Source organism: Pantoea sp. ACRSC (assembly GCF_022346785.1).
GTDB classification, from domain to species: domain Bacteria; phylum Pseudomonadota; class Gammaproteobacteria; order Enterobacterales; family Enterobacteriaceae; genus Pantoea; species Pantoea alvi.
The window spans coordinates 102,673-120,421 of sequence record NZ_JAKRNN010000004.1; the positions used below are offsets into that span (position 1 = coordinate 102,673).

The window sequence follows — 17,749 nt, forward strand, 5'->3', positions numbered from 1 at the left end:
GAGCGATGATGTCTGAACCTGATCCGCTAACGCTAAAGCTCAGCCTGCGGGAAAAATGCGCCTGGGGTTTGGGCGACTTAGGCTCCAATTTGATGCTCTGCATCGGCACGCTCTATCTGCTGAAGTTCTATACCGATGAGCTGGCGATGCCGGCCTACTATGGCGGGATTATCTTTCTGGTGGCAAAGTTCTTCACCGCCCTGACCGATATGCTGACCGGCGTGCTGCTCGACGCGCGCCGCCATATTGGCGCAAAAGGCAAATTCAAGCCCTTTATTTTCTACGCCTCCTTTCCTGTTGCGCTGACCGCCACGGCGCAGTTTTTCGCCACCGATTTTACGCTAACGGTGAAAACCGCGCTGGCTACCCTGCTGTTCATGCTGTTTGGTCTGTTTTACAGCCTGATGAACTGCGCATATGGGGCAATGGTGCCTGCCATTACCAAAAACCCCCTTGAGCGCGCCCAGCTTGCCGCCTGGCGCCAGGGCGGAGCCACCCTCGGTCTGCTGCTGTGTAGCGTGGGTTTTATGCCGATTCAGAGAGCTTTTAACGACTCGCCTTCGCTGGGATATGCTATGCCCGCGCTGATCTTCTCAGTTTGCGGGCTTATCTGCATGGGGTGCTGCGTTCACGGCGTGAAAGAGCGCTATATCGACATCACGCCCGATCATCACCAGCCCAGCATGATGAAGTCGTTTTGCGCCCTTTTTCATAACCCTCCGCTGCGGGTGTTATGCCTGGCCAACCTGTGTACGCTGGCCGCGTTTAACATCAAGCTGGCCCTTCAGGTCTATTACGCTCAGTACGTGCTCAACGATATCCAGCTGCTGTCGTGGATGGGCTTTTTCAGCATGGGCGCGATTCTGGTGGGCGTACTGCTGGTACCGACCGCGGTGAAGCGCTTGGGTAAAAAGCAGGTCTATCTTGGTGGGCTGATAATATGGGCAGCTGGCGATGTGCTGAACTTTTTCTGGGGCCTCTCGTCACTGTTATTTGTCGCCTTCTCCTGCATGGCGTTTTTCGGCACCGCCTTTGTTAACAGCCTGAACTGGGCGCTGGTGCCGGATACGGTGGATTACGCAGAATGGAAAACGGGTATCCGCGCCGAAGGTTCTGTCTATACCGGCTATACCTTTTCCCGCAAAATCTCCGCCGCGCTGGCGGGCTTTCTGCCGGGTATTATGCTGACGCAAATTGGCTATATGCCCAATATGGCGCAAAGTGAAACCACGCTGCTGGGGTTACGCCAGCTGATATTTCTCTGGCCCTGCGCGCTGGTCCTTATCGCCGCGCTCACTATGGGTCTCTTTTATAAGCTGAATGAGGCCCGCTTCGTTTTTATTATCGAAGAGATCGGCCGACGAAAAAAAATCGTGCCGCGCTGACCCAGCCGTCAGGCGAGAAACAGAGCCTGCGGTTTACCGCCTGGTCGCTGAGGTGCGCAGCCGCTATAACACACTGCGCGCCGGTCATCCCTCGCCTAGCCTATACCTGAAACCCATAGTGCGTGCCATCCGGCAGCTCAATATCGAGATGCAGTTTGCCGCCTGCCGCCTCCACATAGCGCTTCAGCGTAGAGAGGCGCAGATCGCGTCCCGGTTTTTCCATGCCTGCCACGGTGGGCTGCCTGATGCCCAGCGTCTGCGCCATCTCAACCTGGGTTTTCTGCACCTTTTCGCGCAGTTCAGCCAGATGAATATTCAGCAGAATCTCAGCGGCCGAGCGCTCTGCTTCAGCAGCCACCTCGGGTTTTTCATCTGCAATAAGCTGTTCAAGCGTTCTGCCCATCGCGTTACTCCTTTTCTCTTAACCCCTTAAGCCACCCGGTAAACTCCCGGTCGGCTGCTGGGATCATTTCAGCGTAAAATCGTTTTTTATTGCCAGCTTTGTGACCGGCACAAAGCAAAACTCCCGTACGGTCGGGGTCAAAGGCAAAAAATGCCCGAATGGGATGACCTCGACACTGAATGCGCAACTCTTTCATATTGATGTAGCGCGAACCTTTAAGCGTATCAGCATAGGGTCTGGGCAACCCCGGCCTCTCTCCTGAAGGGCGATCATCGCAGCCAGTACGCTGGCCCGGTCGCTATCGCACAGCTGTGTAAACCAGCGATCGAATCTGTCCGTGGTTTTTATAGCCCACACATTTCCTCCTGATAATATAGTCTTAGACCTATATAGATGTAAAGCGATAAACAGGAGTATGTAGCGGCGTGATGGCAGGGTCACCTGCCTGAAAGGGAAACGCAGAGAAGGCGTGCAAGGTTTCGGCTTAGGGGCTGCAACGCACCACGGCTTTTTGATCCGTGCCGCAGAATCAGGTAGTTAAAAGAAAATATCCCGCTGTCCAGATGAACAACGGGAATATGTGCAGCAATAAATTCATCCCTGCGATAGCGGTGCCAGTTCCAGACTGGATCGGAAATCATCCCCCACATAGTCACTGTCCAGCAAATTGCGTCTGCGCAGCTCCGGCAGCAGCCCGTTCAGCAGCAAATCCTGTTGATCCGGCTGCCCAAGCCCGTGCAGAGAAATCACATCCAGCACGCCCGCGCGATAACGCTGCTCAATCGCATCGGCCAGAACCTTTGGGATGCCTGCGGTAAACCAGTGACCGGTCTCTTCCGCCTTAATAATCAGTTCACGCAGCGTCAGACCTTCCAGCGCAAAGCTGCGGAAGATCGCGGCACGCCCCTGGCGTCGGTGCACCTGCGCCAGCGCCGGGATCAGCGCAGCAGGCAACGGCCGATCGAGTGGCAGATCGCGCAGATCGATCTCGCCGCCGAGCATATCGGCCACGCGCAGCCTGCCCTGTTCATAATTAATACGCTCGTGCTTCTCGCGCAGGCGGCGCGCCACGTCAGCGTCGCTTTCGCCGATGATGGCGTGGAAGGAGTTCATGATCAGCGGCAGGTTCTGTTCGCGACCAACGCGCCGCGCGCGCTGCTGCACATCGGCAACAAACGCCTGCGCCGCCTCGAAGGTCGGCTGCGAGGTGTAAATCACCTCGGCAAAGCGCGCGCCGAGCGAGACGCCCGCTTCTGACTGCCCGGCCTGAAACTGCACCGGGCGACGCTGCGGCGGCGGCGGCACATTGAGCGGCCCGGCAACCTGAAAATAGTCGCCGCGATAGTTAATTGCGTGCAGCTTTGCGGGATCGATGCTGATTCCGCCGCTGGCGGTACGCTGCACCGCATCGGGCTGGTTGGCGTCGAACAGCGCATTAATGACCTCGATGAATTCGCTGGCGCGGGCATAGCGCACTTCCGGCGGCGGCAGCGCACCTTCGCCGAAGTTCTCTTCGCCCACGGACGAGGTCACCGCGTTCCAGCCCGCGCGTCCGCCGCTGAGGTGGTCGAGCGTGCCGATTTGACGCGCCAGGTGATAGGGATGCAGCCAGCTGGTGCTGACGGTAGCGATCAGGCCGATATGCGACGTCGCCTGGCTCAGCGCCGCCAGCGCGATCAGCGGATCCTGACTGCCGGTCGTCCCCGCCAGCCCGGCGGGATCGGCCTGTAACAGGTCAGCGGTGAACAGGCCGGTTATTTTCTCGCGTTCGGCTATCTTCGCCAGCGAGATAGCGCGCCTGATGCCGGTATCTGGCGCGCTGTCGTTGCCCGCCGCGATCACGCTGGCCGCGCCGACCAGCGTTTTAAGTTTTCTGCGATAGGGTTGCGTCACGATCCTCTCCTCTGTTGCGTCGTAAAATCAGATTTGATGCGCTCAAGCGCGTCGGCATCGGTCAGCAGACGCAGCCCGGTGCGCGCCAGCACCCGCGCGCCGACGATCAGCGCCTGATAGCCCCGTTCGGAATTGGCCGCCTCGCGGAAAGGCACGGTGTGAAAAATCAGATCGTCAGGGCCGATTTTCAGCCAGGGGTGCGCTGTCGGCACCGCGTGGCTGATGTCGCCCGCGTCGGTCGAGACTTTGCTGGTCTGCGGCGAGCGATCGACCTGCTCGCCCGCCGCCGTTAGCTCCTCCAGCAGCAGCGCATCCAGCGCCGGATTAAGCCTGAAGTCGCGCGGGCCGACCTGGTGGTCAATCTCGACTCGCGCGCCGGTCGCCAGCGCCACGCCCTCCGCGATGGCGCGCAGGCGCGGCTCAAGTGCTTCAACCTGTTCGCGGCTGTCGGCACGAATATAGTAGTGCGCCGCGGCATACTCAGGAATGACGTTCGGCGCCTGACCACCGTTGGTAATAATGCCGTGCACGCGCACGCCGTCCGGCAGCTGCTGGCGCAGCACGCTGATGCCGTTGTAGAGCAGCACCAGCGCGTCGAGCGCGTTAATGCCTTTGTGCGGCGCGCCCGCGGCGTGCGACGGCCTGCCGTAAAAGTGAAAATAGAGGTGATTATTCGCCAGCGTCGCTTCGGTAAGGCGCGTTTTTCCCGCTGGATGCGCCATCAGCGCCGCATCGACGCCGTCAAGCAGTCCCGCCTCGACAAAACGTTTTTTGACGTTGCCTCTGGGGCCGCCCGGCCCGGCGAGGCCGCCCTCTTCCGCAGGGGTGCCCAGCACCACCACGCGACCACCGGTCTGCGGCAGCGTCTCGCCCAGCGCAATCGCCGCCGCGACGCTGGTCACGCCGATCAGGTTATGGCCGCAGGCGTGACCGATGCCGATCAGCGCGTCATACTCGGCGATAAAGGCCACCGTCGCGCCGGGTTTATCGCTATCTTTCACGGCGTAGAAGGCGGTCTCGTGTCCGGCCACGTTGCGCGTCACCCTAAAGCCCTGCGCCTCCAGCAGCTGCGTGAGCTGCTGGCTGGCAAAGTATTCATTGTTGCCGGTTTCTGGCTGGCTGAAGATCGCTTTCGACACCTCGACATAGCGCGCACCATACTGTTCAAGGCTGTTTTCCAGCCGCTGTTGGAGCCTGTTCAGGGTCATTTTTCCTCCTTAGTGAAGGGCGTCAGATGGCGTTTCGCCTCCTGACGCACGCGCTGTAATACATGGTGTTTGATGTCGCCGTAGTGCGGCTCGCTCGCCAGGGTCTCGATATTGCGCTGGCGGCCGAACGGCAACCTAATTTCTTCAACGATGCGGCCCGGCCGCGCCGACATCACCAGAATGCGGTCGGCGAGAAACAGCGCCTCCTCGACGTCGTGGGTGACAAACAGCAGCGTAGTCTGGGTAGCGAGCCAGGACTCGCGCAGCAGCTCCTGCATCATCAGGCGGGTCTGCGCGTCGAGCGCGCCAAACGGCTCGTCCAGCAACAGCACCTCAGGACCAGGCAGCCAGGCGCGCGCCAGCGCCACGCGCTGCTTCATGCCGCCGGAAAGCTGCCAGGGCGCATGATCCTCAAAGCCCGCCAGCCCGACGCGCTTCAGCCATTCGCGCGCGCGCGCCTCGACTTCTGCCCGGTTGTGCTTGCGCAGGCGCGGCCCAAAGGTGACGTTCTCCAGCACGCTAAGCCAGGGAAAGAGATTCGGCTGCTGAAAGATCATGCCGCGTGACGGATGCGGCTGCCGCACCGGCTCGCCGCCGCACAGCACGCGCCCCTGCTGCGGCCGGGCAAAGCCCGCCAGCAGGTTGAGAATCGTGGACTTGCCGCAGCCAGAGGGGCCGAGCAGCACCACAAATTCCCCTTTTTTCAGGCTGAGATCGATATCTTCCAGCACCGTCAGCGCGCCGAAGCGCAGCGTGACCTGCTGCAGTGAAACAGGGTCGCTCATGCGTCTCTCCCGGCCCAGGGCACCAGCCAGCGCTGCAGGCCCAGCAGCAGCAGGTCGAGCAGATAGCCGATGCCGCCGAGCAGCAATATGCCAAGCATTACGATATCGGTGCGTAGATAAGCGCTGGCATTCATCACCATCCAGCCGAGGCCGGAGTTGGCCGCCACCATTTCGGCGGCTATCAGCGAGGTCCAGCCAATGCCCACCGACAGCCGGACGGTAGTGAAAAGATCGGGCAGCGTATCCGGCAATACCACGCGCAGAAAGATCTGGCGCGGGGATGCGCCCAGCGTCTGCGCCACGCGTATGCGCGCGCGCGCCAGCCGCTCTACCGCCGCCTGTGCGCCAACCACCACGCTGAGAAAGGTAGCGATAAAGATCAGAAAGAATTTAGAGGCCTCGCCGATGCCGAGCCATACCACTGCCAGCGGGATTAGGGCGATTTTCGGCAGCGGACGCAGGAACTGCACAAAGGGGTTAAGCGCTGCCGCCAGCGGCTCCGACATGCCCATCAGCAAACCCAGCGGCACGCCGATAACAATCGCGCAGGCGAACGCGCCGAGCGAACGCGCCAGGCTGACGACGATGTTCTGCCACAGTGGCACCTGACGATAGCCGTCGCTGACCAGCTCCTGCGCCGTCAGGCCAATATCGGTCAGCGACGGCAGCAGCAGCGGATCGACCCACTGTCGCTCAGCCGCCGTTTGCCACAGCAGAAAAAACAGCGTCACCGAGATGACGCTGATGCTGATTTTTGTACGCAGCTTCATGGCGCGGCGTGTGCAGCTTGCTGCAGAAAGCGCGGATTGATAGCCGCATCCCAGTGCGCCGGAATATCCCGCTTGCGCACTTCACCGGTTTCAGCGAGGAAGCTGGCGGTCTTGCTCAGCGCCTGGCCAATCCCGCTGGCGTCCGCATGGTTGCCGTCGCCCAGCCAGGCCGCCGTCGCCTGGTCCTGAATCGACGGATACTCCAGCCCGGAAAGGGTATTGGTGGCGGTCGTCACCGGCGCGCCAACCTCTTTCGCTACCGTCGCCGCGGCTTGCTCAGGGTGTTGACGGAACGCCTCCACCTTTTGCTGATGCACGCGCAGGAAGGCGCTGACGATTTGCGGATACTGCTCGGCGAAGGCTTTACGCACCGCATAGTTGTTGTAGATCAGGTAGCCATCTTTCTGCAGATCTTTGGTGGCGAACACCTGATGGCCGCCCGCCGCCTCCAGCTGCTGGGCGAATGGCGCCCAGACGTAGCCCGCGTCAATATCGCCGCGCTTCCACGCGGCGACCATCTCTGCCGGGCGCAGCGGCAGTAGCGTAATTTTGCTGCGGTCCAGGTGATGCACTTTGATCGCCGCGTCCAGTGCGTACTGCGAGGTGGAGTTCGGCGGATAGCCAACGCGCTTGCCTTCCAGATCGCGCAGATCCTTAATGCCCTCTTTGCCAATTAGCCGCTCGTAGCTGGCGATTACGCCAGAAACGCCGACGATCTCAATCGGCAGCTTGCGCACCAGACCCGCCGTTGCCGGGCTGGAGCCGAAGTTGGCGATATCGATAGCGTTGCTGGCGAAGTAATTCAGCGCATCCGCACCCGAAGCGAACTGCACCCAGTTCACTTTGGTGCCGAAGGCTTTATCCAGCGAGCCGTCCGCTTTCGCCAGCATGATGACCTGCGAGCCGCCGCTGTAGGCGATACGCACTTCATCCGGCGTGGCACCGTAGCTGAAAGCGCTGACCAGGCTGGCAGCGAGTAAAAATCCCAACTGCTTTTTCATAGCATTATCCTTGTGGAAGTCCTGACGACAGGCAAAAGCGTGCCGCCGCACGCGCAGAACGCGTAACCGATTAAAGTATGTTGTAATTAAATAGCGCGTTGTTACTGCTGCCACAGGCGAGCGCACACCGCCGCCATCGCCTCTGCCGGATCGATCGCCGCGCGCGGCGGCTGCCAGCCGATGGCGCGCAGCGCCAGCGGCACTTCGGTACAGGCCAGCACCAGCCGCTCCGCGCCGCGATCCAGCAGCGTCTGCGCCTGACGCGCCAGCAGCGCCCCGCCCGCCGCAATATCGCCGCGCTTCACCGCATAGCAGCCCGGCACAAAATAGTGCGCTGTCTCCGCCGCCGTGGGCAGCAGTGTTTCGATGCCGCGCTGCGCAAAGCGCCGCTGAAACCAGCCCGCATCCAGCGTGCCCTGCGTCGCAATCAGCCCCACCGAGGCGGGTGCCAGCGCGGCGGCCGCCTCCGCCGTCGCGTCGGCGATATGCAGCAGCGGCGCACGGCTGGCGGCCTGTAGCGCGTCAAACCAGTGGTGCGCCGTATTACAGGCAATCACGATATGGCTGGCGCCGACGCGGTTCAGCCGCGCAATACCGTCAATTAGCTGCGGCAGCGGCGATGGCCCCTGGCCCGCCAGCGCCTTTTGCCGATCGGGGATCTGCGGCACGTTCCAGACCACCATCGGTATCTGCTGCTGGTCGCTGGCACTGTTCACCGCGCGCAGCAGCTGATGCTGAAAATCGACGGCGGCGAGCGGCCCCATGCCGCCGAGCACGCCGAGCAGAAACGGCTCAGCCATGAGCGAAACTCGCCTCAAGCGGCTGCTGATAGCCAAACAGTCCCGCCGCGCCGCCGGTGTGAATAAACACCAGGTTCTCATTCTTTTGGAAGCGGCCCTGACGGATCAGATCGATTAGTCCGGCGAAGCCTTTGGCGGAGTAAACCGGATCGAGCAGGATGCCTTCATGCTGCGCCAGCAGCGTCAGCGCCTCCAGCGTGCCTGCCGCAGGAAGGCCGTAGCCGTCGCCGACGTAGTCGCTGTTGGCGACCACCGCTTCGCGCGGCAGCGGCTGCGTCACGCCCAGCAGCTCAAGCGTTTGCGACGCCAGGTTCCAGACGTTCTGCTCCTGCTTCTCCTTCGGTGCGCGCACGCTGATGCCCAGCACCGGAATGCCGCTGTTGCTGGCGAACAGGCCCGCCACCAGGCCCGCCTGGGTGCCGCTGCTGCCGGTGGCGTGCACCACATGATCGATGCGCAGACGCTGCTCCGCCGACTGCCACAGCAGCTCCTGCGCGCAGGCGACGTAGCCCAGCGCGCCGACCGGGTTCGAGCCGCCGCCGGGGATCACAAAGGGGCGATGCCCCTGTTCGCGCAGCTGCGCGGCGTGCTGCTCCATCGCCTGCTGCATATCTGCGCCGTTGGGCAGATGGGCAATGATCTCGCCGCCCAGCAGCTTGTCGAGCAGGACGTTGCCGGAGCGCTGGTAGGCTTCGCCGTAGTCGCTGACGCGCTGTTCGAGAAAGACGTGGGCTTTCAGACCGAGACGCGCCGCGCCGGCGATGGTCTGGCGCACGTGGTTAGACTGGGTCGCCCCCTGGGTAATCACGATGTCCGCCTTTTCTGCCAGCGCCTGCGCCAGCAGAAACTCCAGCTTGCGCGTTTTGTTGCCACCCGTGGCGAGACCGGTGCTGTCGTCACGCTTGATCCAGAGCTGCGGGCCGCCCAGCAGCGTCGTCAGATTGTGCAGCGGCTCCAGCGGCGTGGGAAAATGGCCCAGCGAAAGACGGGGAAAACGGGCGAGATGCATAGCGCACTCCTTGAGAGGTTAAACAGGGATTTGCCGGTACTTTATGCCGGTAGCGCGCTGATGTTTAAAAAGAAATAGTGCTATCCATTGCGGGAAAAAGCACAAGCGCGCTAGTGCCGTTTATCGATACGCGCCACCAGCCGGTCGCCCAGCCACTGAATGCCACACACCAGCACGATCAGCACCGCAATCACCGCCACCATCACCGCGGTGTCGAAGCGCTGATAGCCGTAGCGAATTGCCAGGTCACCCAGCCCGCCGGCACCAATTGCGCCCGCCATTGCCGACGCGCCAATCAGCGCCACCAGCGTCACCACAAAACCGGCCAGAATGCCCGGCAGCGCTTCGGGGATCAGCACGTCCCAGACGATACGCAGCTTGCTGGCCCCCATGGCGCGCACCGCATCGATCAGCCCGCGATCGACGTCGCGCAGCGACACCTCCGCCACGCGCGCAAAATAGGGCGTGGCGGTGATCGATAACGGCACGATCGCCGCCCAGGTGCCGAGCGAAGTGCCCACCAGAAAGCGGGTAAAGGGGATCAGCGCCACCAGCAGAATAATAAAGGGCAGCGAGCGAAAACCGTTGATAATCAGGCCGAGCACGCGGTTGACGCCGCGATGTTCGGCGATGCCGCCGGGGCTGGTCATCACCAGAATCAGGCCGAGCGGCAGCCCGGCGAACAGCGAAAACAGCCCGGCGATCGCCGTCATAATCAGGGTTTCCCACAGCGCGTTAAGCAGCAAGTCAATCATTACTGGCGACATAACCCACCTTTTCTACCTGAGCCTGCTGCTGATGCAGCCAGGCGAGAACCCGTTGCTCATCGGCGTGATTGCTGGCCGGAATGGCAATAAAGAAGCGCACCACCGCGTAGTGCTGAATATGGTCGACGCCGCCCTGAATCAGGCGAAACGCGCCGGGCAACGCGCAGGCAAAACGCGTCAGCAGCTCGCCCTGCCCCTCCTGCCCGGCGAAGTGCACGTTGTAGATAGCATCGCCCTGTTTTTGCTGGCTCAGACGCGCGGCAATGTTGTCGGGCAGCTGCGGCAGCAGCCCGCGCAGCAGCGTGCGGGTAAGCTGCGCCTGCGGATGGGCGAACACCTGCCACACCGGCCCCTGCTCGATAATCTCGCCGCCGTCAATCACCGCCACGCGATGCGCCACGGACTTAATCACCTCCATCTCATGGGTGATCAGCAGAATGGTGATGCCGAGCCGCTGATTCAGCGATTTCAGCAGCGCGAGGATCGCGCGAGTGGTTTCCGGATCGAGCGCCGAGGTCGCCTCGTCGCACAGCAGCAGCGCCGGGCTGGCCGCCAGCGCGCGTGCGATGCCGACGCGCTGCTTTTGGCCGCCCGAGAGCGCCGCCGGATAGTGCTGTGCCTTATCGGACAGCCCGACCAGCGCCAGCAGCTCCGCGACGCGCCGGGCGCGCTGGGCTTTCGCCATGCCGGCAATCTTCAGCGGCAGCGCCACGTTCTGCGCCACGGTTTTCGCCGACAGCAGATTGAAGTGCTGAAACACCATGCCGACGCGGCTGCGGACTTTTTGCAGCTGCTTCTCCGACAGGCCGGTAATCCGCTGCCCCTCAATCTCAATCTCGCCCTCGTCGGGCTGCTCCAGCCCGTTAAGGCAGCGGATCAGCGTCGATTTACCCGCGCCGCTGCGGCCGATAATGCCGAGGATCTCGCCTTTGCGCACCCTGAGCGACACCGCCTTTAGCGCCTGCGTCTCGCCGAAGCGGCGCGACACATTTTGCAGGCGCACTACGCTATCGTCGCCCGCGGCAAGCTCCTCCGCGCGCTCGACCACGCCGCGCACTACCGCGCTGGCCGGCACGGCAACCTCTGAAAATACCGTCATGCTCGCTATCCTTACCAGGCGGTCAGGCCGGTGCCTTTGTAAACCTGATCAAACACTTTCTTCACCGCGTCGTTCTGGTAAGAGGCGACCAGGGTTTTGACCCAGGGCGCGTCGACGCTCTCTTTTTTCACCGCGATAAAGTTGTTATACGGATTATCTTTTACCGGCTCCTGCGCGATGCGATCTGCTTTGGTCAGGCCGCTTTTCAGCGCCCAGTCGGTATTCACCACCGCCGCGTCGAGATCGGGCACCGAGCGGCCGATAATGCCGGAGTCCAGCTCTTTGATCTGCACGTGGCGCGGATTATCGGTGATATCCGCCGTGGTGGCGGCAATGCCCGCGCCCACGCGGAGTTTGATCACCCCCTGCTGCTCAAGCAGCACCAGGCCGCGCGCCTCGTTAGAGGGATCGTTCGGCACGCCGATGACCGCCCCCTCTTTCAGATCCGCGGCAGATTTTACCCTCTTCGAGTAGAGGCCGATGGGCCAGACGGCGGTGTCGCCGACGCGCACGATATCGTAGTGGTTAACCTTGATCTGGTTATTGAGGAAGGGCTGATGCTGGAAGGCATTAGCATCCACTTCGCCGTTCTGCAGCGCCTCATTAGGCTGATTGTAATCGTTGAACACCACGGTCTTCACCGCCAGCCCTTTTGCTGCGGCCTGCTTCACCACCTCACGCCAGACATCCTCATCTTCGCCGCTCATGATGCCGACTTTAATAGAACGCTTATCATCGGCATGGGCTGCCGTAAACGGAGCCAGAGCTGCACCAGCCAGCAACAGCGCGGCGGTGGTGATAGAGAGGAATCTGTTTTTGGTAACGGCCACGCGTGTGTGCATAGATTTGCTTCCTGAAAGTGATAGTCGCCAGCGTCAATGTTCACTGTCGAAACGACAGCTAGCCGCAGTATACGCAGTTGCTTATATCGCTATTAATATTTTTACGGCAATACTATTCCTGAAATGCATATAAACAGGTTGCCGCTCGCGTCGCCAAATCAGCCTGGCGGGGTGTGATACCATGCTGGCTGAATTTTCTTAGTTACTAAGTGCTATGTCAGACACCACACCAAAACGAAAAAACGACCCTGAAGGGCTGAAAAAACGCATTCTCGCCGGCGCGCTGGCTACCTTCGCCGAGTTCGGCATGCAGGGCGCGCGGCTGGAGCAAATTGCGGAAAACGCGCAGACCACTAAACGTATGGTGGTCTACCACTTCGGCAACAAAGAGAAGCTCTATATCGAGGTGCTGGAGCAGGTCTACCAGGCGATCCGCCAGCATGAAACCGGCCTCCATCTGGAGGCCATGGAGCCGGAACTGGCGATAAGCAAGCTGGTGGAAGCCAGCTTTGACTATCACGTCTCCCATCCCGATTTTATGCGGCTGGTCTGTACCGAGAACCTGCTGCGCGGCCGCTATATTACCCAGTCGCCGCGTATCAAGGCGCTGAACCGCAGCGCGCTCGACGTGCTGGAGGCGATCCTGACGCGCGGTCAGCAGCAGGGTGTCTTTATCCGCGAGATCGAGACCATCGACGTACACCGCCTGATCAGCAGCATCTGCGTACATCACGTCTCCAACCGCTACACCTTCAACGCCCTTTTCAGTCCTGACAACAGCGAAGAGGAGAGCATCCGCCGTAATCGCCAGCTCGCGGTTACGGCAACGCTGCGTTATATCCGGAAATCGGGCTAAGGGAAGCGACAACGCTGTGATGGGCTACGCTTAAATAATGCAAATTAATATGTTTAACCACAGGAATGCATTAGTGAGCATAGATGCCCAACGTTATCCTCTGCGAAATACTACCCTCAGCAACACAGACGACGCGCTGTGGAACTGGGCGCAAAACGCCCAGGTTGGCAGCCGCCAGCAGTTACACCAGCCGCGCAGCGAGGCGGCGCTGCAGCAGCTGTTACGTGATACCCGGGGCCGCGTACGCGTTATCGGCAGCCGCCTGTCGCCGGGCCGAATGCTGAATGTCGACAGGGATGATGTGCTGGTCGATATCAGCGCCCTCTCCGGCATACTGGCGCACGACAGCGACAGCGTGACCGTCGCGGCGGGCACCACGCTTAACGATCTCTATATCCACCTCACCGCGCTGGATCGCATGCTGGCCGCTTCGCCCGGCGTGATTGCGGTACAGAAGCTGGCGGGCGCGATGGCAACCGGCACGCACGGCCAGGGCCTGCATCAAAGCTCGCTGGCGGACGAGGCGCTGCGCATTCGCATGGTGCTGGCGGACGGTTCGATACGCGAATTTACGCGCGGCGAGCCAGACTTCCCCGCCGCTCAGGTGACGCTCGGCGCGCTCGGCATTGTCACCGCCGTGACGCTGCGCACCCAGCCTTTCCGCATCTACACCTGCCATAAAAACGCGGTGTCAGCGGACAATCTTGAGCAGGATCTGCTGCGCTGGAACAGTGAATATGCGCTGAGCAAAGCCTGGTGGTTCGTTGACGACAACCTGATGCACGTCTGGAACGCCAACGAAGCGAGTGCGCAGGAAACCGCCGGGTGGCAGGCTAACAATCGTGAGGTGGTGAAGCACGCCGACCAGGGCGACGACAGCCTGAACAGCACCATTGACCAGACGCTGGAGCAGATGCACCGCGACACGCAGATCCACGGCAAAGGCGGCAAACAGTTCCGCACCGTCACGCGCTTTCGCGACTTTACCGACGTGACCGGCGACATCTACCAGCTGTTCTGCCGCGGTATCGCGGTGCCGCAGATCAACGTTGAAATCGGCGTCCCCCTTTCGCGCACGCCTGCCGTTATCAGCAAAATCAAACGCTGGTACGCCGCGGAGCGACCGCATATGCACTACCCGATTATTCTGCGCTGCACCGGAGCTTCTGACGCCTGGCTTAGCCCGGCCTATGGTGAGCCGACCTGCTTCTTCGGCTTTGTGGTCTATTACGCCGACGATGGTTCGCTGTCGCAGGATGGCCTGCACTTTCTTACCGAGGTAGAGAAGCTGCTGGCAGAAGAAGGCGGCCGCCCGCACTGGGGCAAATATTATGACGCCGGGCGCTACGTCTGGCGCGACGTTTATCCGCACTGGGACGACTTCCGCACGCTGCGCAGCGAGCTGGATCCGCAGCACCGCTTCAGCAACGATTATCTGACCGCACTTTTTGACTGACTTTTACAGGGAGGGAACCATGTTTGCATGGGTTACGCTGCTGACGCAGCCCGATTATCTGGTGGGCGTTAAGGCGCTGCACCGTTCGCTGAAGCAGAGCGGCACGCGCTGGCCGCTGGTGGTAATGACCACCGACGCGATCCCGCAGGCGGACCGCGCAGCGTTAGAGGCAGAAGGCTGCGTGGTGCAGCCGGTCGACCCGATCTACCCCAACAGCGCGCTGGAACAGCACTACGCCTCGGCGCAGTTTGGCGAAGTCTGGACCAAGCTGCGCGCCTGGCAGCTGACCGACTATGCGCGGGTGGTGTTCCTCGATGCCGATATGCTGGTGCTGCAAAATATGGACGAGCTGTTTACGCTCGATCTCGGCGACAACCTGCTGGCCGCCTGTCACGCCTGCCGCTGCAACCCTAACCATATCGCCTCCTATCCCGCCTGCTGGCAGCCGGAAAACTGCCACTATACCTGGCAGGATCGCGGCGAGCGCGCGCCTGCGCTGCTGGATAATTACCTCAACGGTGGTTTTCTGGTGCTGCAGCCGGACAATGCGCTGTTTGAGCAGCTGGCGGACCGGGTTGCCGCGATTGTGGATTTAAAGGCTTACCCCTTTTCAGAACAGGATCTGCTGAACGAGGCATTTCACGGCCGCTGGCTGCCGCTCTCCTATATCTACAACGCGCTGAAAACCCTGCCGTTCCAGCACAGCCGGATGTGGAAAGAGAGCGAGGTGAAGAACCTGCACTTTATTCTGGCGAAGCCGTGGAAGCGCGATTTGCAGCAGCCGGAGAGCGAACGCGACCGCTACTATGCGCTGGATAAGCTGTGGTGGGAGAAAGCCGCAGGATAATCATTCAGGCGCGCGGCGTCACGGCCGCGCGCCGCTTCTCTAAACCGCCTGCCAGCGTCGCTCGGCGGCGGAAACCGCAATCGCCTCCAGCACCTTCTGCACCTGCAACCCTTCGGCAAAATCGGGCCACAGGCGATCCCCTGCCGCGATGCCGTTAATCAGGTCGCGAATTTCTACCGTTTTTTGATCGTTAAAGCCGATGCCGTGCCCGGCCGAGACGCAGAAGCTGGCGTAGTCGGGATGCGCCGGGCCGGTCAGGATGGTTTTAAACCCCTGACGCCCCGCCGGTTCATCGTGCAGATAAAGCGCCAGCTCTGCCATACGCTCCTGGGTGTAGCGCAGCGTGCCTTTGGTGCCCGTGACGACGTAGGTCAGGCCCATTTTGCTGCCGCAGGCGATACGCGAGGTTTCAATCACGCCGTGCGCGCCGTTGCGAAAGCGCAGCAGCGCGCTGGCCTGATCCTCATTCTCTACCGGCAGCTGGCGGCTGGGATCCTTCGCGTCGGGACGGGTTTTAATCACCGTCATCATGTCGCCGCTCACCTCCTCAATATCGCCCACCAGATAGTGCGCCATATTGACGATATGCGCCGCCAGATCGCCCAGCGCGCCGAGGCCCGCCAGCGCTTTCTGGCAGTGCCAGTCCAGCGGCGTCTCGGGCTTCGCCAGATAATCTTCGTTGTGGGTGCCGTAGAAGTGTACGACCTCACCAATTTCGCCGCGCGCAATAATCTCTTTAGCCAGCTGGCTGGTGGGGTTTTTCATATAGTTGAAGCCCACCAGGGTTTTCACCCCGGCGGCCTGGGCCGCCTGCACCATCTCTTCCGCATCGGCTACCGAGAGCGACAGCGGCTTTTCCGAATAGACGTGCTTGCCGTGGCGAATCGCTTCCAGCGCCATCTCTTTATGCAGGAAGTTGGGCGCGCAGATATCCACCACGTCAATCGCAGGATCGCGCACCAGCTCGCGCCAGTCGCCGGTCGAACGCGCAAAGCCAAAGGCGGCCGCCTGCTTCTCCGCCAGCGCCGGATTAACCTCCGCCAGCATTTCCCGCACGATTTCGCCCTTCAGCGGGAAAACCGTCGGCGCCTGCGCGTAGGCGATAGCGTGGCAGCGTCCGATATAGCCGCTGCCGATCATGCCGATCCTGACTCTGTTCATTGACCGCCTCTTGTTTCATTGTGGGATTTTCACGGAATATACGTTTCGAAAAAAGCGCAGGCAAACGGCAGCGCAAAGAAGTGTGAGCGGCTTTGAAATCTTTCTTTCGCGCCGGAATCGGCGTTCAGGCGCTGCCCTTTTTTACACCGAAGCAGTCAGCATTTTTCATTAATGCTATCGGGGAAAAATACTTTCCATTTCCTGGGTGCAAAGCTCTCGGCCAGCGCAGCAGCTTCTGGCGGTTATTTCAGCAGTTGAACGCTTTTGTGAAAAAGGGCTTTGACATGGCCGGTGAGGGTCGATAATATGCGCCCCGTTCAAGCGATTCCTCTGTAGTTCAGTCGGTAGAACGGCGGACTGTTAATCCGTATGTCACTGGTTCGAGTCCAGTCAGAGGAGCCAAATTCGAGAAGCCTGCTCAGGAAACTGAGCGGGCTTTTTTCTTTTCTGATATCTGTTCAAATGTTCCACCACAAATGTTCAATGACAGTCAACACCACAGAGAATAACTCACAGGGAAAGCGATCCGCGATGCGTCATCACTCTCTTATCAGACAAAGCACCTTTCCTCTTTAATAAACTCTGATTGTGATGATGCCAGCCTGAGATGGGCAAGCGGGTAACTGATACCCACCCCGGACAACATTGCCTGACAAAAAAGCGCAATCAGTATCTCCTGCCAATGATATCGACCTGCTGATGCCTTATTTAACGCCGTAAAGCGTCAAAATATAACGTTAAACCGAATCACTGTTAATAACGCATAAACAACGCCCTTTAGGGTCGCGTTTATTTTAACAACATTTACAACCCGGATTGATAAATAACCTTAAGCCTGGATATGGATAAACTTTGCCATAATTAGTATTTCCCCTCGCAATAACCCTTTGTTATTCCTTTGGCTCCTGTTTTTATTGCTTTGAGAACCACCGTGGAAATCTATTGGTATCTGACCGCCCTATTTCCAGCAGGTCGCCCGCGCGGTAGATCATCTGGGTTTTACCGGCGCGCTGCTGGCGACCGGTGCACATGATCCCTGGATTCTGGGGGCGTCACTCATTCCCTATACCGAACGCATGAAATTCCTGATTGCTATCCAGCCGGGTCTGATCTCACCCACCCTGCTAGCCAAAATGGCCCGCTGGGCGCTTACGGCATGCACCTGGATCACGATGCCCGATATGATCCCAGTGACGAATTTTTGCAGGTATTACGTCCCCTGCTCAATCAGGAAAATGTCAGCTTCAAAGGGGAACACCTGGATATTGAGAACGCCAGGCTGGCATTGAGCAATGGCGGATATCCCCCGCCACCGCTGTGGTTTGGTGGCTCTTCTGAAGCGGCACAGGAAGTCGCGGCAAAGCACATCGACACCTATCTCTCCTGGGGGGAAACACCGCCGCAGGCCGCAGAGAAAATCGCCAGCATGTTGTCACGCTGACGCCTTAAAGCCCCGTTATGAGTAAA

At 60.4% G+C, this 17,749-nt stretch carries 18 protein-coding genes, 1 tRNA gene and 2 pseudogenes; 8 read left to right on the forward strand and 13 right to left on the reverse strand.

Translation table 11 applies throughout. The features are described from left to right. Positions 1–8 precede the first annotated feature (8 nt). A complete protein-coding gene (locus MHZ97_RS06630) occupies positions 9–1,385 on the forward strand; it encodes an MFS transporter (RefSeq protein ID WP_239314027.1) in 1,377 nt (458 codons plus the stop codon). A 100-nt stretch (positions 1,386–1,485) separates the two neighbouring features. Here the strand turns inward: MHZ97_RS06630 and MHZ97_RS06635 are convergent, their stop codons facing one another. From MHZ97_RS06635 to MHZ97_RS06690, 12 genes and pseudogenes are all read right to left on the reverse strand, one after another. Continuing rightward, entirely contained in the window at positions 1,486–1,788 is a 303-nt protein-coding gene (locus tag MHZ97_RS06635) for a helix-turn-helix domain-containing protein (RefSeq protein ID WP_103796835.1), read from the reverse strand. Between the two features lie 4 nt (positions 1,789–1,792). After that, positions 1,793–2,145 (reverse strand): annotated as a pseudogene (locus tag MHZ97_RS06640) (type II toxin-antitoxin system RelE/ParE family toxin). A gap of 237 nt (positions 2,146–2,382) precedes the next feature. Beyond that, the gene (locus tag MHZ97_RS06645) at positions 2,383–3,681 is read right to left on the reverse strand and encodes an NtaA/DmoA family FMN-dependent monooxygenase (RefSeq protein ID WP_239314025.1); all 1,299 of its coding nucleotides are present in this window, start codon (positions 3,679–3,681) and stop codon (positions 2,383–2,385) included. Continuing rightward, positions 3,678–4,889 (reverse strand): M20 family metallopeptidase, encoded by a 1,212-nt coding sequence (locus MHZ97_RS06650; RefSeq protein ID WP_224481706.1) that lies wholly within the window; start codon positions 4,887–4,889, stop codon positions 3,678–3,680. The genes MHZ97_RS06645 and MHZ97_RS06650 overlap by 4 nt, the downstream gene beginning before the upstream one ends. Then, positions 4,886–5,674, reverse strand: a complete 789-nt coding sequence (locus MHZ97_RS06655) for an ABC transporter ATP-binding protein (RefSeq protein ID WP_239314015.1) — start codon at positions 5,672–5,674, stop codon at positions 4,886–4,888. Before MHZ97_RS06655 ends, MHZ97_RS06650 begins: the two co-directional genes overlap by 4 nt. Further along, a complete protein-coding gene (locus tag MHZ97_RS06660) occupies positions 5,671–6,444 on the reverse strand; it encodes an ABC transporter permease (RefSeq protein ID WP_103796830.1) in 774 nt (257 codons plus the stop codon). The genes MHZ97_RS06655 and MHZ97_RS06660 overlap by 4 nt, the downstream gene beginning before the upstream one ends. Further along, the gene (locus MHZ97_RS06665) at positions 6,441–7,445 is read right to left on the reverse strand and encodes an ABC transporter substrate-binding protein (protein ID WP_103796829.1); all 1,005 of its coding nucleotides are present in this window, start codon (positions 7,443–7,445) and stop codon (positions 6,441–6,443) included. Before MHZ97_RS06665 ends, MHZ97_RS06660 begins: the two co-directional genes overlap by 4 nt. Positions 7,446–7,546: 101 nt before the next feature. After that, on the reverse strand, positions 7,547–8,245 hold the full coding sequence (locus tag MHZ97_RS06670) for an aspartate/glutamate racemase family protein (RefSeq protein WP_103796828.1): 699 nt from the start codon (positions 8,243–8,245) through the stop codon (positions 7,547–7,549). After that, on the reverse strand, positions 8,238–9,254 hold the full coding sequence (locus tag MHZ97_RS06675; RefSeq protein WP_103796827.1) for a D-cysteine desulfhydrase: 1,017 nt from the start codon (positions 9,252–9,254) through the stop codon (positions 8,238–8,240). The genes MHZ97_RS06670 and MHZ97_RS06675 overlap by 8 nt, the downstream gene beginning before the upstream one ends. 110 nt (positions 9,255–9,364) lie before the next feature. Then, positions 9,365–10,021 (reverse strand): methionine ABC transporter permease, encoded by a 657-nt coding sequence (locus MHZ97_RS06680; RefSeq protein ID WP_103796826.1) that lies wholly within the window; start codon positions 10,019–10,021, stop codon positions 9,365–9,367. Continuing rightward, entirely contained in the window at positions 10,002–11,120 is a 1,119-nt protein-coding gene (locus MHZ97_RS06685; RefSeq protein ID WP_239314014.1) for a methionine ABC transporter ATP-binding protein, read from the reverse strand. Before MHZ97_RS06685 ends, MHZ97_RS06680 begins: the two co-directional genes overlap by 20 nt. 11 nt (positions 11,121–11,131) lie before the next feature. Further along, positions 11,132–11,962, reverse strand: coding sequence for a MetQ/NlpA family ABC transporter substrate-binding protein (locus MHZ97_RS06690; protein ID WP_239314001.1), 831 nt, complete (start codon positions 11,960–11,962; stop codon positions 11,132–11,134). 214 nt (positions 11,963–12,176) lie between these two features. Between MHZ97_RS06690 and MHZ97_RS06695 the strand changes: the two genes are divergently transcribed. The 3 genes from MHZ97_RS06695 to MHZ97_RS06705 all read left to right on the forward strand — a co-directional run bounded on the left by MHZ97_RS06695 (position 12,177) and on the right by MHZ97_RS06705 (position 15,121). Next, entirely contained in the window at positions 12,177–12,818 is a 642-nt protein-coding gene (locus MHZ97_RS06695) for a TetR family transcriptional regulator (RefSeq protein WP_103796823.1), read from the forward strand. A gap of 73 nt (positions 12,819–12,891) precedes the next feature. Continuing rightward, positions 12,892–14,274 (forward strand): D-arabinono-1,4-lactone oxidase, encoded by a 1,383-nt coding sequence (locus MHZ97_RS06700; RefSeq protein WP_239313998.1) that lies wholly within the window; start codon positions 12,892–12,894, stop codon positions 14,272–14,274. A gap of 19 nt (positions 14,275–14,293) precedes the next feature. Continuing rightward, the gene (locus tag MHZ97_RS06705; RefSeq protein WP_239313991.1) at positions 14,294–15,121 is read left to right on the forward strand and encodes a glycosyltransferase family 8 protein; all 828 of its coding nucleotides are present in this window, start codon (positions 14,294–14,296) and stop codon (positions 15,119–15,121) included. 39 nt (positions 15,122–15,160) lie between these two features. Here the strand turns inward: MHZ97_RS06705 and MHZ97_RS06710 are convergent, their stop codons facing one another. Further along, positions 15,161–16,282 carry a Gfo/Idh/MocA family protein gene (locus tag MHZ97_RS06710; RefSeq protein ID WP_239313988.1) on the reverse strand — a complete coding sequence of 374 codons (1,122 nt, stop codon included), beginning with the start codon at positions 16,280–16,282 and terminating at the stop codon, positions 15,161–15,163. 92 nt (positions 16,283–16,374) lie between these two features. On the opposite strand from MHZ97_RS06710, the gene MHZ97_RS06715 reads away from it, so the two are divergent. The 4 genes and pseudogenes from MHZ97_RS06715 to MHZ97_RS06725 all read left to right on the forward strand — a co-directional run bounded on the left by MHZ97_RS06715 (position 16,375) and on the right by MHZ97_RS06725 (position 17,723). Beyond that, the gene (locus MHZ97_RS06715) at positions 16,375–16,587 is read left to right on the forward strand and encodes a hypothetical protein (protein WP_239313985.1); all 213 of its coding nucleotides are present in this window, start codon (positions 16,375–16,377) and stop codon (positions 16,585–16,587) included. Positions 16,588–16,608: 21 nt separating this feature from the next. Beyond that, a tRNA-Asn gene (locus tag MHZ97_RS06720) sits at positions 16,609–16,684 on the forward strand. 611 nt (positions 16,685–17,295) lie between these two features. Beyond that, a pseudogene (locus MHZ97_RS22295) lies at positions 17,296–17,361 on the forward strand (hypothetical protein); the annotation flags it as partial. 77 nt (positions 17,362–17,438) lie between these two features. Continuing rightward, a complete protein-coding gene (locus MHZ97_RS06725; protein ID WP_255729130.1) occupies positions 17,439–17,723 on the forward strand; it encodes an LLM class flavin-dependent oxidoreductase in 285 nt (94 codons plus the stop codon). The last annotated feature ends 26 nt before the right edge of the window (positions 17,724–17,749 follow it).

What these genes read in the sequence shown, in the direction of transcription:
- MHZ97_RS06630 (WP_239314027.1), top strand. Translation starts at nt 9, where the DNA reads ATGTCTGAACCTGATCCGCTAACGCTAAAGCTCAGCCTGCGGGAAAAA.
- MHZ97_RS06635 (WP_103796835.1), bottom strand. Translation starts at nt 1,788, where the DNA reads ATGGGCAGAACGCTTGAACAGCTTATTGCAGATGAAAAACCCGAGGTG.
- MHZ97_RS06650 (WP_224481706.1), bottom strand. Translation starts at nt 4,889, where the DNA reads ATGACCCTGAACAGGCTCCAACAGCGGCTGGAAAACAGCCTTGAACAG.
- MHZ97_RS06655 (WP_239314015.1), bottom strand. Translation starts at nt 5,674, where the DNA reads ATGAGCGACCCTGTTTCACTGCAGCAGGTCACGCTGCGCTTCGGCGCG.
- MHZ97_RS06660 (WP_103796830.1), bottom strand. Translation starts at nt 6,444, where the DNA reads ATGAAGCTGCGTACAAAAATCAGCATCAGCGTCATCTCGGTGACGCTG.
- MHZ97_RS06665 (WP_103796829.1), bottom strand. Translation starts at nt 7,445, where the DNA reads ATGAAAAAGCAGTTGGGATTTTTACTCGCTGCCAGCCTGGTCAGCGCT.
- MHZ97_RS06670 (WP_103796828.1), bottom strand. Translation starts at nt 8,245, where the DNA reads ATGGCTGAGCCGTTTCTGCTCGGCGTGCTCGGCGGCATGGGGCCGCTC.
- MHZ97_RS06675 (WP_103796827.1), bottom strand. Translation starts at nt 9,254, where the DNA reads ATGCATCTCGCCCGTTTTCCCCGTCTTTCGCTGGGCCATTTTCCCACG.
- MHZ97_RS06680 (WP_103796826.1), bottom strand. Translation starts at nt 10,021, where the DNA reads ATGTCGCCAGTAATGATTGACTTGCTGCTTAACGCGCTGTGGGAAACC.
- MHZ97_RS06685 (WP_239314014.1), bottom strand. Translation starts at nt 11,120, where the DNA reads ATGACGGTATTTTCAGAGGTTGCCGTGCCGGCCAGCGCGGTAGTGCGC.
- MHZ97_RS06690 (WP_239314001.1), bottom strand. Translation starts at nt 11,962, where the DNA reads ATGCACACACGCGTGGCCGTTACCAAAAACAGATTCCTCTCTATCACC.
- MHZ97_RS06695 (WP_103796823.1), top strand. Translation starts at nt 12,177, where the DNA reads ATGTCAGACACCACACCAAAACGAAAAAACGACCCTGAAGGGCTGAAA.
- MHZ97_RS06705 (WP_239313991.1), top strand. Translation starts at nt 14,294, where the DNA reads ATGTTTGCATGGGTTACGCTGCTGACGCAGCCCGATTATCTGGTGGGC.
- MHZ97_RS06710 (WP_239313988.1), bottom strand. Translation starts at nt 16,282, where the DNA reads ATGAACAGAGTCAGGATCGGCATGATCGGCAGCGGCTATATCGGACGC.
- MHZ97_RS06725 (WP_255729130.1), top strand. Translation starts at nt 17,439, where the DNA reads ATGCACCTGGATCACGATGCCCGATATGATCCCAGTGACGAATTTTTG.